The organism is Streptococcus sp. NLN64 (assembly GCF_015831295.1).
Taxonomy (GTDB): domain Bacteria; phylum Bacillota; class Bacilli; order Lactobacillales; family Streptococcaceae; genus Streptococcus.
On the sequence record NZ_JADXDQ010000041.1, the window covers coordinates 1 to 16,451 of the forward strand.

A 16,451-nucleotide genomic window follows, 5' to 3' on the forward strand; every position below is an offset into this window, starting at 1 on the left:
CTAGAAAACAAATTCTAAAACTGTCTAATCTCTATTCTCTGAAGGATGAGTTTCAAGCTCTCTTTGAGCGAATTTCCAGACTAGATTTCTCACTCCCCGTTCTCTATGCAGTAAGGGATACCAGTCCTCCTTTGTTAGGAAATTAGGATACCGAATCAAATAGAATACATTTTTAAAAATCGAGAGTCGCACCAAGGGCGGAGTCTGCCCTTTTTTAGGGTGCTAAGGTAGCAGATCCATATTTATTTATAGAAAAGCTTGATCGTTCATAAAAATCATCAGAACTGCAATTATTTATTGCTGGTTTCTGATGATTTTTTTGATAGTTACGCAAAGATATTCAGGGTATGAATAATTCGGGTTAACGATTCAGTTTTTGGTTAGAAATCTAAAATAGTCCCAAAGATGATATTGCAATTTTATTCTTCATGCATCTAAGTGTAAAATCTAAACTAGTTTTAAAATAGTTCTAGATTTGTGATTTTTGCTTCCATCTTCCATCGAAAAAAACCTGCCGCCGGCAGGTTTTTTTAGTCTAGTAGAATAACCCCATCTTCGATGCGGAAGGGTTCTTGGATGTTGATGCGGTCGTAAAACATGACTCCGTTGATGTGGTCAATTTCATGTTGGACGACAATGGAATTGTAGCCTTTGAGTTTGATGCGGTGTTTTTCTCCGTTTTTATCAAAATACTCAACTGTGATGCGGGAGTTGCGGACTACATATCCAGGTTTGTCTTCGTCTACAGATAGGCAGCCTTCGCCTTCTTTGAGGGCTGCTTGTTGGACGGAATGGGAGACAATTTTAGGATTGTAGAGTACTTCACGCATACTATAGGCTTCTTTAGGGGGCTCACCATCTTCAGTTTCGGGATTTGGTACTAGGACAGCAATAATCCGTTTGCTGATATCCAGTTGAGGTGCAGCTAATCCGACACCGCCACGGAGGCCCATTTTTTCAGCCATGACAGGATCTTGGGAATTTTTCAGAAAACCAAGCATTTTTTCGCCCAGAATAATCTCTTCATCGCTGAGTGGGAAGGTTACTTCCTCCGCTTTTAGGCGGAGGGTGGGATGACCGTCGCGAATGATGTCATCCATATCAATCAAGTGTGATGCACGAGTTAATCGTTTAATTGCAGACATGCGATTCTCCTTTTTCTTCTCGTTCTACTATATCACAATTGGCCTTTATTTTTTGAAAAAATTAGTTAGGTTTTTTTGTGCGGTGTTTTCCACGATTTTCCCAAGCCCGATAACTTTCCCAGATATCGAATAGAAGGCAGAGGCTAGCAATCAGGTAAAACACAGCCTGAAAGTCTATGGCCAGTCCCCAATGACTGAAAAAAAGACTGCTATAGACTAGAATTCTTAAAAGCATAAAATAGGTTCGTCCAAATCTTCTCATGATCAGTTACTCCTTATGACTAGTCTATCCCTTTTATCCTAGAAATGCTAACAAAAAGGGGGAAGTCTTTAAAAGAAATGGATTTGGATATGAGAAAGCAGGTTTAGGGCCATGTGAACCGCAATAGGGAGACGGATATCTTTTGTTTTTCCATAAAGCATTCCTAAAGCCAGTCCTGGAAGCCCATAGAACCAAAAGGCGCTTAAATCAGAGATGGGGTGGATGAGGACAAAGACAAAACTGGAGACGATTAGTCCGAAAATTGGTTGTTTAGGGAAAACATAACGCAGTAATAGACCTCGAAAGAGCACTTCTTCAAAGATGGGGCCGGAGATGACCGCTAGGCTGAATTGAGCAAGAAAACTTCCCCAGCCTTGGGTTTCCAAAGGGGGAATGGGGAAGAAGTGGCTATAGAGTTTGTCGCTGGCGTAGATGACCAGGAAGGTGAGGAGGCTGTAGAGTACTTTTTGTTTTCGATCTGAGGCTAGTTGTGAATTAGAGAGTTCCATTCCTCGAATTTTGAGAATCCAGAGCAGCCCCCCTAAACTGACAAGGTCCACAAAGGTCAATACTATATCCGTAGCATAGGGCCAGGACCAGGAAGCTAAGAGTGGCGAGAAGGGGAGGTAGTTCATGGCTAAGGTGTTGCTGCCATAAAAGATGAGCAGCCAGCAAGTCGCTTCAAGAGGGCGTGCGGAATTCTTCCAGTTGAGATTTGTAAACATAGGGACCTCCTTGTTGTAACCTTTTTAAAAACATTATCTTCCTTCCAGCTTAAGAAAAACTTATAGCTACTTTTGAACACAAAACACGAATGGAAAGATAGAAGGAGGTGCAGATGGAACAGAAGAAATGGCAGGCCTGGGAGCAAGCGAATGAGCAGGAGCGTAGTTTCCTTTTGAAGCAAACTCCAACACAGGAGGCGAGGGTCTACGTCTGTTACTTACGCGAGCAATGGGAAGATTTAGCAGCTGAGTTGGGGCAAGAGTTGGCCATTTTTTTGGCTAGTATGCATTACCAGTTAGAATGCGAGTTGCTACAGCTGGAAGAAGTTGGGAAAGGAGGGACTTCTGTTTACCAAGAATTAATTGAATTTTATAAAATATCGGGATTTTTAGCAGGATTGGAGGAGTTAGATGAAGAAACTTAGGTGGGGAATGCAGTTGCTATTCTTGGTTTTGGCCAGTATGTGCCTCTTTTTGATGTATCGTGCCCAGTCCTATCAAGCTCTACCAAGGAGCAGGCAGCATCCGTTTGTGAAAACGGAAGTGATTCAGGATCGACGGGGCTTGCAACAGGTAAAGGTGGAGGGCTTGCTTTTGTATCATTCCAAGAATCCTAGTAGCCTGGAAGCCCAGTTGGAACTGGAGCACTTGCTCAAAGATTTTCGCAAATCAGCTCGGACTGTAGACCTGGCCCATGAATTTTTACCAGAAAGCTTGGAGGATTATCAAACCATTTATTATGTAGGAGAAGATCTGCTTCAAAAGGAAGAACTTCAGCAACCCTTAAAGGCTTGGGTAGAGGCGGGTGGTCATCTCTATATTGGAATGCCTCAGGCTAGTGAAGAGGATTCCAGTTTTCAAAGATGGTTGGGGGTTGAGCCTGGAATAAGTGGAAATCAGGTGGTTTCATCTATCAGTTTAGAGAAAGATCTGATGATTGGAGGTTCTGGCCCTTTTGCGATATCGCATCCCTTTGATTCTGCTTGGGATGTCAGCTTAGATGCTTCTTGTCGGGTTCCTGTCTGGGATACTGAAACGAAGACACCATTGCTTTGGAGTAAGGAAGCGGGAAAAGGACAAGTAGTCGTCATGAATTTGGGGATTTATGACAAAGTTTATCGAGCAATTTATGGTTTGGGTTTGTCCTTGATGGACCCGATTTTCCTCTATCCTGTCATAAATGCGGGTGTCGTTTACCTAGATGATTTTCCAGCTCCTTTCAGTGACCAGGAGAAGGTTCAGCTCTCCAAACATCGACAAGAGAACTTTGATCAATTTGTGACTCAGACTTGGTGGCCAGCTATCCAGGTTTTAGGAAAAGACTTAGATTTGACTTATACTGGAGCAATAGTGGCTAGTTATGGAGAACAGGTCACTTCCCCTTTTCCCTTGGTTCTGCCTGAACTTGGAACCTTGGAGCTGGGGCGAATGTTATTGAAACAAGGGGGTGCGTTGGCCTATCATGGCTATAATCATCAACCTTTGCAGATTCATTCGGGATCCAAGGACTATCTTCCCTGGAGTCAAGAATGGGCTATCCGCGATTCCCTCCAAACCTTAGAAAAGCTGGTTACCACTTACTATGGAGCTCAAAAGCCAGTGGTTTATGTTCCTCCTTCCAATATTTTGAGTCGAGAGGGCCGTAGTGTTCTGGCGACTGCCCTACCTGATTTAAAAGGGGTTGCCTCTACTTATTTTCCGGGTGACGGGGCTTATGCCCAGGAGTTTGATCTAGGATCGGATGGTTTACTGAATTTGCCGCGTTTGGTTTCAGGGATGGACTGGGATGATTTTGATCGTTTAGCAGTCTTTTCAGAGCTTAATACCCATTTGGTTCATAGCCAATTTATCCATCCAGATGATGTTTTGGATAATCGTCGAAGTCACGGGAAAACATGGGAGGAATTACTGGAGTCCTATCGCTCTTCCATGCAAGGTTTGCAGAAAGCTGTGCCAGACTTGGATTTTGTAGGAGCTGGTCGTTTTGCAGACAAGGTTGGTGTATTCCTGAACGTGACCCTCCAAGTGGAGGAGGGAAGCGATTTTTTGGAACTGAGGTTGGACCATGTTCAAGGGAATTCTTCTTTTCTTTTTCGTCAAAATAAAGGAAGGAACCTGCGCGTGACGGGTGGAAAAATCAAACGACTGGCTAAACGGCTGTATCTGCTAGAGACGGATGAAGAGAAAGTGAGGATTGAATGGGACCAGTAAGCACGGACAAAAATTCTGTTATTGTGTTGGTGGTGGAAGCAGCTTATCCCTATGGGAAAGGCGGTTTGTCTAATTGGATTCAGGATTTTATCCAAGGAATGGAGGCTTACTCCTTCTATCTGATAACCATTGTGGATCGGCAGGAAACCTGTGGATCTTGGGTCTATGACCTGCCCAAAAACGTTCTTGGAATACAAGAGTTGGTTTTGGAGGAAGCGGACTTGGAGATGGCACGACCCTGTTGGGGCTTAGGTCCAGATTCAGGCCAGTGGTTGGTAGAAATGATGGACTTAGATAGCTCTTCTCTGGCAAGTTCTTTAAGTGCCCTGCACACGCCCTCTGTATTTAGTACCCTTTTTCAATGGATTAAACACACTTATCCCAAAGCGGCTTTTTTACCGCTTTATCGGCAATTGCAGAGCCTTTTTGGGAATCTCTTGGGCTTGTTGGCGCAAGTTCATCTACCAGATAACTGTCGGTGTATTCATGCCCTATCGACGGGGTATGCCGGTTATCTGGCAGCTTACATGACAAGGAGAGCTAAATGTCCCTTTGTTTTGTCGGAACATGGTTTGTATCTTTTGGAAAAAGAGGAGGTACTTAGTCGTACTCCCCAGCTGCTTTCAGACCAAAAGGACTGTATCCGGTGGTTCTTTCGGGAGATGACGCGAATCAGTTATGAGCAGGCGACAACCGTGACAACGCTCTTCAAGCAGGCGCAAAACCACCAAGTTCAATTGGGGTGTTCCGCAAGCAAGTGTCAGGTTATCCCCAACGGTTTGAACTGGAAAGACTGGCGGCAAGTCCAACGAAAAGAGGATGCGACCAAACTCCGAATTGGGGCTATTCTGCGTTGGACTCCGCTCAAGAATGTCTTGGAACTTCTGTTTATTCATGCCAATCTCTGCCGAAGGGGCTACGAGGTTACCTTGGTCATTTTAGGAGCCGTTGAAGATTCTCGCTACTGGGATGTTTGTCAGGCTGCTATTGAACGCTGGCGGATTCCGAGAGTGGAAATTTTAGGTCATTGCCGCGTGCAGGAATATCTAGTGAATTGGACTTGTTTACTTTTACCGTCTTTATCTGAGGGTCAGCCCCTGGCTCTGCTGGAGGCTATGGCTGCGGGGGTTCCTTGTATCGCTAGCGATGTGGGGTCCTGTCGTCAACTCCTGTGTCAGGATTTAGAAGGAGTAGGAGCTGCAGGGATTTGTGTTAGACCTGGCGATCGAGAAGGTTTTGTGCAGGCAGTAATACAGTTCTTGGACGATCCGGAAATGGGAGTTCGGATGGGGCAAGCTGGTCGGCGACGGGTACAAGACCTTTATCAACAGGAACAGGTTTTGGCAGCCTATCAAAGAATTTATGAGGTGGAATAAGAATGTGGAAAATCTGTCGACAAGGACTTCGAGCCTTACAGCTTTTACTAGCGCTTTATGGTAGTTTTCTTTTCTTCCCCCTGTTTTTGATGTTTTTCAGCCAGATAAAAGTTTGGTTACATTTGGGACAGGTGGGGGAAATAGTCCATCTCTTGCCCCTCTTAAGTTATGGTTTTTTAGGCGTCTTTTTGGTCCAGAGTCTGATGCGCCCTTGGTTTGCTTGCGCCAGTGAGACCTGGTATGGTCGGAGTCTTTTGGGACTTGTTGGGCTGCAATCTTTGGGGTTGGTGACTTATCTCCTTTATGTTGGCACCTTCAATACAGGGACAGGCCTTGTCGTTCTTTTGCTGGGGGCATCTTTGTCTGCTCAGCTTTTACGAGAGCGGTTAGGAGTTAGGCTGAATATGGAACGATATTGTCTGAATTTGACAGGGATTTTTGGATTGATTCTCCTTTTTTCTCTTTTGATGAGTCAGATGGGACTAGCTTCCTCATTGATTTTAGGTCTTACCCTGCTCTTTTTGTTAGACGCCCTGCTCTTGTGGGGTCAGCTGGAGAAGTTAGAGGAGGGAACCTCTCCTGTACCTTCTCGTCAGGCTTGGCTAGGTCTTGTTTTTTACAGTGCTATATTGTTTCCCTTGGTCGTCGTTTATTCTTCCCCCTTGGGCAAGAATTTTGGTGCGGGCTTGCGGCTAGCGCCGGCCTATGACCAGGCTGTTTTGATTTCCTTGTGCCTCTATCTTCTGTTTTTTGCTCAGTGGTTAGGTGTCAAAGAGGCTTATCTGACACCAGTTTGGCAAGCATTTGTAGAGGGGTTGAATGGGTCCATGTCTAGTCAACAGTTGGAAACTTACGAGGAGCTCTGCCAGCAACGCATGGACAAGATCCTGCTCTTGTGGTTGCTGGAATTTATCTTGCTTCTAGCAGGCTTGGCTTTGTATTCTTATTTCCATCCTTTGAATTGGGTCCATTATTATATCGGATTTCTGCTGCCGGCCTATTGTTTGCTCCAATTGCTGCAAGTCTTTCAATCTCTTTTTCAAGATCTCCTCCAATTTGGTTTGGTATGGCGCTTGGCTTGCTGCTTTTTGGGGGTTAATGTGCTTTTTGCCATGGTTTCAATCTGGGCTGGCATTTTCTATTTTGGGCTAGGTTTTTTCCTGAGTTCGTCCTTGACAGTGGCCGTAGCTTATTGCCATTATGAGAGGCTCAGAGGTCAGTGGCTCTATGCGATTGTTTCCTATTACGACTAGGCGTGTTATAATTTGAGCAAGGAGGTGCACGCATGCGCTTGGATCGTTATTTAGTAGAAGTAGGGTTGGGTTCGCGTTCAGAAGTCAAACAAATAGTGAAGAAGGGACTGATTAAGGTCAATGGTCAGGTTGAAAAAAGTGCTAAGACCCACATCCGGGAAGGGGAAGATCAGATTCACTATCAAGATCAGGAACTGACTTATCAGACCTTCTATTACTGGATGCTCAACAAACCAGCCGGTGTCCTCTCTGCCACCCAAGATAGTTCTGGTAAAACAGTTCTAGACCTGCTGGATCCGGATGATTGGCGAAAGGATTTGTTTCCAGTGGGACGCTTGGACAAGGACACCGAAGGACTCCTGCTCTTAACCAATAATGGTCCTCTGGCACATGCCATGTTGTCACCAAAGCGGCATGTGGCCAAGGTTTATAGGGCCTTGGTCGCAGGAGAAATGACGGTCGAGGATCAAAAGCGCTTTGCGGAAGGGATTCGCTTTAAGGATTTCACTAGTCAACCAGCGGAGTTGGAACTACTACAGGTAGGTCAAGGTCGTTCGGAAGTCCTGATTCGTATCCAGGAAGGAAAATTCCATCAGGTTAAACGGATGGTGGCAGCTTGTGGTAAGGAAGTGACCTATTTGGAACGTCTGTCTGTGGGGGCCTTGCAGCTGGATCCGGAATTGGAAAGAGGAACTTACCGAGCCCTGCGGGAGGAAGAGCTAGCGCTTTTGCAAGACTATGACGTGCCTTTATAAGAAAGGTTGATTTTAGTTGACAAACGAAAAAGGGCTTGGTAGAATGAGAATGTCCGTAAGGATAGATACCCCTTCTTGGTGGTGGGCCTGCCAGTCCCTCGCACTCGGATGGGGAAGAAAAAAGGAGAAGAAACATGGCAATCTCAAAAGAGAAGAAAAATGAAATCATTGCACAATATGCTCGTCACGAAGGTGACACAGGTTCTGTTGAAGTTCAAGTTGCAGTATTGACTTGGGAAATCAACCACTTGAATGAGCACATCAAAGTGCACAAAAAAGACCACGCTACTTACCGTGGTTTGATGAAAAAAATCGGTCGCCGTCGTAACCTCTTGGCTTACCTACGTCGCACGGATGTTAACCGTTACCGTGAATTGATCCATTCATTGGGACTACGTCGTTAATCAAAAAAACTGCCCACGGGCAGTTTTTTTGATGGAAAAAAGCATCTGAACCTGAGTTCAGATGCTCATAGCTAAGCTTGCCCCAGTTCTTGACTGTAGCGGATGATTTGTTGGACAGTGTCATTCAGGAATTGGATGGTATCTCGTAATGGTTTTTCAGTGGTTAGGTCTGCACCCAAGACCTTGGCTGCTTCGAGAGGTGCTAGGCTACCGCCGAGTTTGAGGTAGTCCAGCCAGAAGTTCGGATCCTGGCTTTCTCTGAGTTTGAGGAAGCCAACAGTGGAGAGGACGAGTCCTGCGGAGTAGGTGTAGCTGTAAAGCCCCATGTAGTAATGGCTTTGGCGCATCCAGGTAAGGGCGGCATCGTCGTCGATTTCGATGGCATCTCCCCAGAACTGGGTGAGGACATCTTTCATGATGGCGTTTAGTTTCTCTGCACCAAAGACTTGTCCTTCTTCAATCAAGGTGTAAACCTGGCGTTGGAAGGCTGCTTCCAAGAGGTGGGTAATAAAGTTGTGGAAGTAGGTGTCTGTGAGGCGGTGTGCCAAGGCAAAGCGTTTTTGGCGTGGATCGTCTAACTCATTTTCCAGAAGATCGCTGAGTAAGAGTTCGTTAAAGGTTGAAGGAGCTTCAACGGCATAGGTAGACATGCTGGTGTTGAAAATACTTTGGTGATTGTCGGAGAAGGTGAATTGTCCAGAGTGGCCAATTTCATGAATCAAGGTGTAGACATCACTCATGCGTCCAGTCCAGCTCATGAGAACATAAGGGTGGACCTTATAAGGGTCAGCAGCGTAACCGCCGGATTCTTTACCAGTGTTAGCTGCAAAGTCAACCCACCGTTCTTCCTGGTAGCGTTTGACTTGTTCAACATATTCTGGTCCCAGAGCTTGAACGGAGCGCATGACCAAGTCATAGGCTTCTTCGATCGATACTTCTGGGTTCAATTGCGGATCTAGGTCTAGCTTCCAGTCCGCAAAGGTCATTTTTTCAAGGCCGTTGATGTGGGTCACGTGTTTCACGAAGGTTTGAGCAATTGGTGCAAACTCATTCATAATCAAGTCAATCTGCCGGTCGAAGAGGCTGCGATCTACTTCCTGCTCCGCCAAGAGGTAGTCAAAGACAGATGGGTAGCCCTTCATGTCGGCTAAGATTTTTTCAGAACGGACTTGGGCTAGGTAGGCAGCTGCTGCAGTTTCTTGGTGTTGGCGCAGTCCCTTAGAGAAGGAGCGGAAGGCAGCTTCTCGAACGCCAGCGTCCTCGTGGTTCTGATAGAAGTTTTCGTAGCTGATGAAGGAGTTTTTGTAGGTTTTACCATCGACGACAAAATCCTCCATGGCGTAGTCTCCAGCCCGCATCTTGCTGTAGATATCCTGCGGTGCTTGGAAGATTTCGCTGAGGTTGGCCAATGTTTTTTCAGCTTCTTTTCCTAGATAGTGGGCTTTTTTTATTTTGGCCAAGCGAATGGGCTGGCTGAGTCCCGGCTGGCTTTCCAGCTGATCTAAAATCGCAGAGTCTGCTTCCAGTAGGGCCGCGTCAAAGAAAGCCAACCCAACTTGTGCTTGTGTTCCGAAGTCAGTTCCAGCCTGGGCGATTTGGGCAAAATCATCATTGCCAAAATCGGTGGTTTGGGGCATGAAGGAATAGGTCAAGATGTGGCTAATTTGAATGTGAATGTGTTCCAAGACTTGAAAGGCTTCTTGAAAATCTTCGAAGGTGTTCAAGTTGTCTTGATAGTTGCGTTGGAATTCCTCTATATCTTGGCTAGCCTTCTCGATGGCCCGGAGGAAATCCTCCCGATCTTGGTAGAGGGCGGTAAGGTCCCAGAGTTGGTATTCTGGGAATTCTGAACGGTGTTTTTGTTCCATAAAAGTCTCCTTTCGTCTCCCTCCTAGTATAGCAATTTTAAGCATGATTGTGGTAGAATAAAGGGGTCGGGGACTTTTGTGCAAAGATGAATCGAGCAGGGTCTGCTGGGTTGATTTTTGTAGAAAATCCCCAATAAAATTTAGGAGTATTCAATGACGAAACAGGTATTTAAAACGACCTTTGCAGGTCGTGAATTGATTGTTGAAGCAGGACAGGTGGCACGTCAGGCTAATGGTGCTGTTGTGGTTCGGTACGGGGAATCGACTGTTTTAACAGCAGCAGTGATGTCCAAGAAAATGGCTACAGGGGATTTCTTCCCTCTTCAAGTCAACTATGAAGAAAAGATGTATGCGGCTGGAAAATTCCCGGGTGGCTTTAACAAGCGGGAAGGGCGTCCATCTACGGATGCTACCTTGACAGCTCGGTTGATTGACCGTCCGATTCGGCCGATGTTTGCGGAAGGATTCCGCAATGAGGTCCAGGTTATTAATACGGTTTTGTCCTACGATGAGAATGCCTCTGCTCCGATGGCAGCCATGTTTGGTTCTTCTCTAGCTCTTGGAATTTCAGATATTCCTTTTGATGGTCCAATTGCCGGCGTCCAAGTGGGTTATGTGAATGGCGCTTTTGTCATCAACCCTAGTCAAGAGGAGATGGAACAATCCACTCTTGATTTAACCGTAGCAGGAACGAAAGAAGCGATTAACATGGTGGAATCAGGGGCCAAAGAACTGTCTGAAGACATCATGCTTGAAGCGCTTCTCAAAGGTCATGCGGCGATCCAAGAGTTGATTGCTTTCCAAGAGGAAATCATTGCTGCGATTGGGAAGGACAAGGCAGAGGTGGAATTGTTGCAAGTGGATCCGGACTTGCAGGCTGAAATTGAGGCGGCCTACAATCCGCAATTGCAGGCGGCTGTACAGGTTGAGGAGAAATTGGCGCGTGAAGCGGCAACCAATGCGGTACGTGAAGAAGTCAAGGCTGTTTACGAGGAGCGTTATGCGGATCATGAAGAGTTTGACCGTATCATGCGAGACGTGGCTGAAATCCTTGAATTGATGGAGCATGCGGAAGTTCGTCGTCTGATTACGGAAGATAAGGTGCGTCCAGATGGTCGGAAAGTCGATGAAATTCGCCCACTGGCTGCGGAAGTTGATTATCTTCCACGGGTGCATGGTTCAGGTCTCTTTACACGTGGGCAAACCCAAGCCTTGTCTGTCTTGACCTTGGCTCCAATGGGTGAAACCCAGATTGTGGATGGCCTAGATCCTGAATACAAAAAACGGTTTATGCACCACTACAATTTCCCACAATATTCTGTGGGGGAAACGGGGCGTTATGGTGCACCAGGTCGTCGTGAAATCGGGCACGGAGCCTTGGGTGAACGGGCCTTGGAGCAAGTCTTGCCAAGTCTTGAGGAATTCCCTTATGCCATTCGTTTGGTAGCGGAAGTTCTGGAATCCAATGGTTCGAGCTCCCAGGCTTCGATTACAGCGGGAACCTTGGCCTTGATGGCTGGTGGTGTCCCAATTAAAGCGCCAGTAGCTGGTATTGCCATGGGCTTGATTTCAGATGGGACCAACTACACGGTCTTGACAGATATCCAAGGTCTGGAAGACCACTTTGGAGACATGGACTTTAAGGTAGCTGGAACCCGTGAAGGAATTACCGCCTTGCAGATGGATATCAAGATTTCTGGAATCACCCCGGAAATTCTTGAAGAAGCTTTGGCCCAGGCTAAGAAGGCTCGCTTTGAGATTTTGGACGTCATTCATGAAGCTATTCCGGAAGTTCGTCCAGAGTTGGCACCAACTGCTCCGAAAATCGATACCATCCAAATTGATGTGGACAAAATCAAAGTGGTTATCGGTAAAGGTGGGGAAACCATCGACAAGATTATTGCGGAAACGGGCGTTAAGATTGATATTGACGAAGACGGTTTGGTTTCTATCTTCTCACCAGACCAAGCTGCTATTAACCGAACCAAGGAAATCATTGCTGATTTGGTTCGTGAAGCTAAGGTGGATGAAGTCTTTACTGGCGTAAAAGTAACCCGCATTGAGAAATTTGGAGCTTTTGTCAACCTCTTTGATAAGACAGATGCCTTGGTGCATATTTCAGAAATGGCTTGGACTCGCGTTAACAAGGTCGAAGATATTCTCGAAGTTGGGGATGAAGTAGATGTCAAGGTTATCAAGATTGATGATAAAGGTCGGGTGAATGCCTCTATGAAGGCTTTGTTCCCGAAACCCCAAGGAGTTGAGTAGGAAGGATCTCTATGATCAAAATCTATAATACCCTCAGTCGGCAACTGGAAGAGTTTCGTCCTCAAGTGGAGGGCAAGGTTTCCATGTACGTTTGTGGGCCAACGGTCTATAATTACATTCACATTGGAAATGCTCGGCCAGTTGTGGCTTTTGATACTATTCGTCGCTACCTCACCTATCGTGGTTATGAGGTGACCTACATTTCCAATTTTACGGATGTGGATGATAAGATCATCAACCGGGCTCTTGAGGAAGGTATCAGTCCGGAAGAAGTAGCTGATAAGTATATTGCGGCTTATTTGGAGGACACCCAGGCTTTGGGAATTCTTCCTGCTACTCAGAATCCGCGGGTGATGGACTATATTCCGGAAATCATCGCATTTATCCAGGATTTGATTGCCAAAGAAATGGCTTATGAAAGCCAGGGGGACGTTTATTTCCGGGTTCGTAAATCCGAAGGTTATGGTCGGTTGGCCAATAAGTCCTTGGAGGATTTGGCTCAGGGAGCCAGTGGACGCCTAGGTTCAGAAGCGGATCGTAAGGAAGATCCTTTGGATTTTGCCTTGTGGAAGGCTGCTAAGGATGGAGAAATCTCTTGGGACAGCCCTTGGGGAGCAGGACGTCCTGGTTGGCATATTGAATGTTCGGTCATGTCAACGGAGCTTTTGGGGCCAACTTTGGATATCCATGGTGGTGGAAGTGACTTAGAGTTTCCCCACCATACCAATGAAATTGCCCAGTCTGAAGCTAAGACCGGTCAGACCTTCGTCCATTATTGGATGCACAATGCCTTTATTACCATTGATGACGAGAAAATGTCCAAATCTCTAGGGAACTTCCGAACTGTCCATGAGCTCTTGCAGACGGTTGATGGTCAGGTTCTACGGCTCTTCCTCAACAGTCAACACTACCGTCGTCCCATTAATTTCAGTGACAAGGCACTCTACGATGCCCAAGTCAATCTGAAGTATCTGAAAAACACCTTCCTCAGTCCTCTCAAGGAGGCGGCTGACATTAGTCGTTTACCAGACTTTGTCCGGGATTTTGAGGCTGCGATGGACGATGACTTCAATACAGCCAATGCCTTGACCGTACTCTTTGACTTTGCCAAGTGGATCAATTCCGGTCATTATACGGAGGAGGTTCAAACCGTCTTTGGGCAGTTCCTTGCTATTTTTGGGTTGATTTTCCAAGAAGATATTTTAGAGGAAGAAATTGAAAAATTAATTGCCCAACGCCAAGAGGCGCGTGCAGCGAAAAACTTCCAAGAAGCCGATCGGATTCGGGATATGCTTGCCCAGCAAGGGATTCGCTTGTTGGACACCAAAGAGGGAGTGAGGTGGCAGCGTGACTGATGTCCGCCTGATTAACGGTATTGCTTTGGCCTTTGATGGGGATGCGATCTACTCGGTCTATGTACGTCAACACTTGATTTTGCAAGGAATGACCAAGCCCAACCGCCTCCACCATGTGGCCACCCACTATGTATCTGCCAAGGCTCAGGCTCAGTTGGTCCAAGCTCTCTTGGATCAGGAAATGCTGACGGAAGAAGAAGTTGCAATCTATAAACGAGGACGCAACGCCAATAGCCATACCAAGGCTAAAAATACAGATGTCGTCACCTACAGAATGTCGACGGGCTTTGAAGCCCTCCTGGGTTATCTTCACCTGACCGGCCAAATCGACCGGCTGGAAGAATTGATTCAATGGTGTATTCAAACCGTCGAACAAGAGCAGTAAAAGGAGAACCCTTATGAATATCGAAGAAATTCTCGCTGGCGATTTCTCAAGCATCGCAGGAACTTGGGAAAATGACTACGAAGACCGCTTGGTTTTTGATGAAAAAGGTTTGGTATCAGACAATTACCAAGTGACTTTTACCAATGCTTTAGCAGAAGGAGGTTTCCTAAGCACCCAGTATGAGCCAATCCGTGCACTGGTCGGCGGAGCCTTGATTCGTTTTATCCCCAGCGGTGTAGACGCATCAAACCCAGATACCCAAGACCGCTCGAAACATTTTAAAGACCGCATCTGGCTCAGCCAAAGCAATGGCGATTTGGCTTTTGCGCGTGAGTTTTATTATAAAGTGGATTAAGGCTCCTCAAAAATCAAATTGAACCGTTGTCAGGTCAGACAGTCTGAGATTCTAGTTGAAAAAACGAAGTTTTTGTTAACTTTGCCGTACTTATTTGAAACTTTCTTTGAAAGTTTTATCTACAAGCTCGAAAGCTCTCCCAGAGATTTCGAGCTGTCTGCGGCTCACTTCCTAGTTTAATTTTTGATTTTCATTGAGTATCAGATGTAGAAACAACAGAGTATAGGGAGGGGCATAGCCCCTCCTTCCTCTATCAATCAAAGGAAAAAAGAATGGATACAACAGACACAATTTACGGTCACCACGCTGTGGTGGAGGCCTTGGAAATGGGGACGGGGAACAAGCTCTACATCCAGGAAGATTTACGGGGCAAGAAGCTGGAGCGGGTCAAGGAGTTGGCCAGTGAGCACAAGGTGCCGATTTCTTGGACCAGTAAGAAAAAGTTAGATGAAATGAGCCAGAAGGGGGTTCATCAGGGCTTGGTCTTGCGGGTATCCGCCTATGCTTACCAGAGTCTTGAAGATGTGATGGCCAAGGCTGAAGGTCAGGAAAATCCTCTGATTCTAATTTTGGATAGCCTCACTGATCCTCATAATTTAGGTTCCATTTTGCGGACGGCGGATGCCTTGGAGGTTACGGGGATTATCATCCCCAAACATCGGTCGGTTGGCATTACACCAGTGGTAGCCAAAATTGCGACAGGGGCGCTGGAGCATGTGCCAGTGGCTCGGGTGACCAATCTGAGCCAGACCTTGGACAAGCTCAAAGAAGCTGGTTTCTGGGTCTTTGGAACCGATATGAATGGAACCCCTTCTAACAAATGGAATACTTCAGGAAAATTGGCTTTGATTATCGGGAATGAAGGTAAGGGCATCTCCCCTAACATTAAGAAGCAGGTGGATGAGATGATCACCATTCCCATGGGAGGTCATGTTCAAAGCCTGAATGCCAGTGTTGCCGCAGCCGTTTTGATGTACGAAGTCTATCGGAATAAAGTGTAAAGCCTATGAAGAAACAGATCTTACTCGTTGATGGATACAATATGATTGCCTCTTGGGAAAGCACAAAGAGCGATTTCAAACGCAATCAGCTAGATGCTGCCCGAAACCTCTTACTCAACCGTCTCAGCAATTATGCGAGTTTTGAAGGACTGGAGATCACCTGTGTCTTCGATGCCCAGCATGTGCCCGGTATCCGCCAGCGTTACGACGAATTTCAGGTGGCGGTGGTTTTCACGGAGGAAGATGAAACAGCGGACTCCTATATTGAAAGACTAGCAGCCCAGTTGAACACCGGGCGTAACCAAGTATCGGTTGCGACTAGTGACTTGAATGAACAGTGGACGGTCTTTGCCCAGGGAGCCTTGCGGGTTTCCGCTCGTGAATTGGAAAAACGAACAGCGGTGGTCAAGAAGGACCTGGACAAATTCGTTGACCAGGTTGATATTCAAACCCCACGGTTAACACCGTGGTCAGACCAAAATATGCAGACTTTGCAGGAGCTTCTTGGTCAAGTGGAGGATTAATCCCTGATTGCTATAAAAAAAATTCCCTCATTCATGCTTTGAATGAGGAAATTTTTTATGAATGTCTTACGGTATACTCTTTTATACTCGAAACAGTTCGAAATCTGAAATGAATTTTAATCCAGGAATTGGATTAAAATTTATAGGTAATGAAGCAAGCATCGCTTGCAATCAATCCGATGAAGATAGTTCAACAGGTCTGGGAGACCTGTTGAATATTATCGCTAAAGCGTGCAAGGCACGCAATCAAAGGGGTTCGGCGAAGAGGATTAACACATTCAAATTTCGAAATGTAATGAGTATTCGTTTATCTTTTATTACGGTGTTAGCTCGTTTTGCCGTACTTATTTGAGACGTTCTTCGAAAGTTTTATCAGCAAGCTCAAACATACTAAGATTAGTAGTGAGGAAACCTTCGACGGAAGATTTTCTCACTACTTTTCTTTATGTTAAAGTAGTAGTGTCTTGTTAAGTCGTACTAGATTTTGGCATTTAATGCCGTAGCTCAAACTGGCAAGACACCTGTTTTAGTTAGAATTTTTTCAAAGTATGTTGGACGTTGAAC

The 16,451-nt window shown here is 45.9% G+C and carries 16 protein-coding genes; 12 read left to right on the plus strand and 4 right to left on the minus strand.

What is annotated here, in order from left to right:
• Positions 1–530 precede the first annotated feature (530 nt).
• From def to I2503_RS06805, 3 genes are all read right to left on the minus strand, one after another.
• The gene (def, locus tag I2503_RS06795; protein ID WP_196967448.1) at positions 531–1,145 is read right to left on the minus strand and encodes a peptide deformylase; all 615 of its coding nucleotides are present in this window, start codon (positions 1,143–1,145) and stop codon (positions 531–533) included.
• A gap of 61 nt (positions 1,146–1,206) precedes the next feature.
• Entirely contained in the window at positions 1,207–1,407 is a 201-nt protein-coding gene (locus I2503_RS06800; protein ID WP_196091014.1) for a hypothetical protein, read from the minus strand.
• Between the two features lie 68 nt (positions 1,408–1,475).
• On the minus strand, positions 1,476–2,132 hold the full coding sequence (locus tag I2503_RS06805; protein WP_196967449.1) for a type II CAAX endopeptidase family protein: 657 nt from the start codon (positions 2,130–2,132) through the stop codon (positions 1,476–1,478).
• Positions 2,133–2,245: 113 nt separating this feature from the next.
• Between I2503_RS06805 and I2503_RS06810 the strand changes: the two genes are divergently transcribed.
• The 6 genes from I2503_RS06810 (at position 2,246) to rpsO (ending at position 8,131) form a co-directional block, all read left to right on the plus strand.
• Positions 2,246–2,557 carry a hypothetical protein gene (locus tag I2503_RS06810; RefSeq protein WP_196967450.1) on the plus strand — a complete coding sequence of 104 codons (312 nt, stop codon included), beginning with the start codon at positions 2,246–2,248 and terminating at the stop codon, positions 2,555–2,557.
• Positions 2,544–4,343 (plus strand): DUF2194 domain-containing protein, encoded by a 1,800-nt coding sequence (locus I2503_RS06815; RefSeq protein ID WP_196967451.1) that lies wholly within the window; start codon positions 2,544–2,546, stop codon positions 4,341–4,343. Before I2503_RS06810 ends, I2503_RS06815 begins: the two co-directional genes overlap by 14 nt.
• Complete coding sequence (gene pelF / locus I2503_RS06820; RefSeq protein WP_196967452.1) at positions 4,331–5,719, plus strand: GT4 family glycosyltransferase PelF; 1,389 nt, start codon at positions 4,331–4,333, stop codon at positions 5,717–5,719. Before I2503_RS06815 ends, pelF begins: the two co-directional genes overlap by 13 nt.
• 2 nt (positions 5,720–5,721) lie before the next feature.
• The gene (pelG, locus tag I2503_RS06825; RefSeq protein ID WP_196967453.1) at positions 5,722–6,972 is read left to right on the plus strand and encodes an exopolysaccharide Pel transporter PelG; all 1,251 of its coding nucleotides are present in this window, start codon (positions 5,722–5,724) and stop codon (positions 6,970–6,972) included.
• Between the two features lie 32 nt (positions 6,973–7,004).
• Positions 7,005–7,727: a pseudouridine synthase gene (locus tag I2503_RS06830; protein WP_196967454.1), complete on the plus strand. Its 723-nt coding sequence runs from the start codon at positions 7,005–7,007 to the stop codon at positions 7,725–7,727.
• 134 nt (positions 7,728–7,861) lie between these two features.
• Entirely contained in the window at positions 7,862–8,131 is a 270-nt protein-coding gene (gene rpsO / locus I2503_RS06835) for a 30S ribosomal protein S15 (RefSeq protein ID WP_135038137.1), read from the plus strand.
• A 71-nt stretch (positions 8,132–8,202) separates the two neighbouring features.
• On the opposite strand, the gene pepF is transcribed toward rpsO, so the two are convergent.
• Positions 8,203–9,999, minus strand: coding sequence for an oligoendopeptidase F (gene pepF, locus I2503_RS06840; protein WP_196967455.1), 1,797 nt, complete (start codon positions 9,997–9,999; stop codon positions 8,203–8,205).
• 153 nt (positions 10,000–10,152) lie between these two features.
• On the opposite strand from pepF, the gene pnp reads away from it, so the two are divergent.
• The 6 genes from pnp to I2503_RS06870 all read left to right on the plus strand — a co-directional run bounded on the left by pnp (position 10,153) and on the right by I2503_RS06870 (position 15,887).
• Positions 10,153–12,267, plus strand: a complete 2,115-nt coding sequence (gene pnp / locus I2503_RS06845; protein ID WP_196091023.1) for a polyribonucleotide nucleotidyltransferase — start codon at positions 10,153–10,155, stop codon at positions 12,265–12,267.
• An 11-nt stretch (positions 12,268–12,278) separates the two neighbouring features.
• Positions 12,279–13,622 (plus strand): cysteine--tRNA ligase, encoded by a 1,344-nt coding sequence (gene cysS, locus I2503_RS06850; RefSeq protein ID WP_196967456.1) that lies wholly within the window; start codon positions 12,279–12,281, stop codon positions 13,620–13,622.
• The gene (locus tag I2503_RS06855) at positions 13,615–14,007 is read left to right on the plus strand and encodes a Mini-ribonuclease 3 (protein ID WP_196967457.1); all 393 of its coding nucleotides are present in this window, start codon (positions 13,615–13,617) and stop codon (positions 14,005–14,007) included. The genes cysS and I2503_RS06855 overlap by 8 nt, the downstream gene beginning before the upstream one ends.
• 13 nt (positions 14,008–14,020) lie before the next feature.
• Positions 14,021–14,362: a DUF6287 domain-containing protein gene (locus I2503_RS06860; protein WP_196967458.1), complete on the plus strand. Its 342-nt coding sequence runs from the start codon at positions 14,021–14,023 to the stop codon at positions 14,360–14,362.
• Between the two features lie 272 nt (positions 14,363–14,634).
• Entirely contained in the window at positions 14,635–15,363 is a 729-nt protein-coding gene (rlmB, locus tag I2503_RS06865) for a 23S rRNA (guanosine(2251)-2'-O)-methyltransferase RlmB (protein WP_196967459.1), read from the plus strand.
• 5 nt (positions 15,364–15,368) lie between these two features.
• Positions 15,369–15,887: an NYN domain-containing protein gene (locus I2503_RS06870; RefSeq protein WP_196967460.1), complete on the plus strand. Its 519-nt coding sequence runs from the start codon at positions 15,369–15,371 to the stop codon at positions 15,885–15,887.
• Positions 15,888–16,451 lie beyond the last annotated feature (564 nt).

Excerpts from the sequence above, each read along its gene's own strand:
- I2503_RS06870 (WP_196967460.1), top strand. The coding sequence starts at position 15,369 with ATGAAGAAACAGATCTTACTCGTTGATGGATACAATATGATTGCCTCT.
- rpsO (WP_135038137.1), top strand. The coding sequence starts at position 7,862 with ATGGCAATCTCAAAAGAGAAGAAAAATGAAATCATTGCACAATATGCT.
- I2503_RS06860 (WP_196967458.1), top strand. The coding sequence starts at position 14,021 with ATGAATATCGAAGAAATTCTCGCTGGCGATTTCTCAAGCATCGCAGGA.
- I2503_RS06810 (WP_196967450.1), top strand. The coding sequence starts at position 2,246 with ATGGAACAGAAGAAATGGCAGGCCTGGGAGCAAGCGAATGAGCAGGAG.
- def (WP_196967448.1), bottom strand. The coding sequence starts at position 1,145 with ATGTCTGCAATTAAACGATTAACTCGTGCATCACACTTGATTGATATG.
- I2503_RS06830 (WP_196967454.1), top strand. The coding sequence starts at position 7,005 with ATGCGCTTGGATCGTTATTTAGTAGAAGTAGGGTTGGGTTCGCGTTCA.
- rlmB (WP_196967459.1), top strand. The coding sequence starts at position 14,635 with ATGGATACAACAGACACAATTTACGGTCACCACGCTGTGGTGGAGGCC.
- pepF (WP_196967455.1), bottom strand. The coding sequence starts at position 9,999 with ATGGAACAAAAACACCGTTCAGAATTCCCAGAATACCAACTCTGGGAC.
- pelG (WP_196967453.1), top strand. The coding sequence starts at position 5,722 with ATGTGGAAAATCTGTCGACAAGGACTTCGAGCCTTACAGCTTTTACTA.
- I2503_RS06800 (WP_196091014.1), bottom strand. The coding sequence starts at position 1,407 with ATGAGAAGATTTGGACGAACCTATTTTATGCTTTTAAGAATTCTAGTC.
- cysS (WP_196967456.1), top strand. The coding sequence starts at position 12,279 with ATGATCAAAATCTATAATACCCTCAGTCGGCAACTGGAAGAGTTTCGT.
- pnp (WP_196091023.1), top strand. The coding sequence starts at position 10,153 with ATGACGAAACAGGTATTTAAAACGACCTTTGCAGGTCGTGAATTGATT.
- pelF (WP_196967452.1), top strand. The coding sequence starts at position 4,331 with ATGGGACCAGTAAGCACGGACAAAAATTCTGTTATTGTGTTGGTGGTG.
- I2503_RS06805 (WP_196967449.1), bottom strand. The coding sequence starts at position 2,132 with ATGTTTACAAATCTCAACTGGAAGAATTCCGCACGCCCTCTTGAAGCG.
- I2503_RS06815 (WP_196967451.1), top strand. The coding sequence starts at position 2,544 with ATGAAGAAACTTAGGTGGGGAATGCAGTTGCTATTCTTGGTTTTGGCC.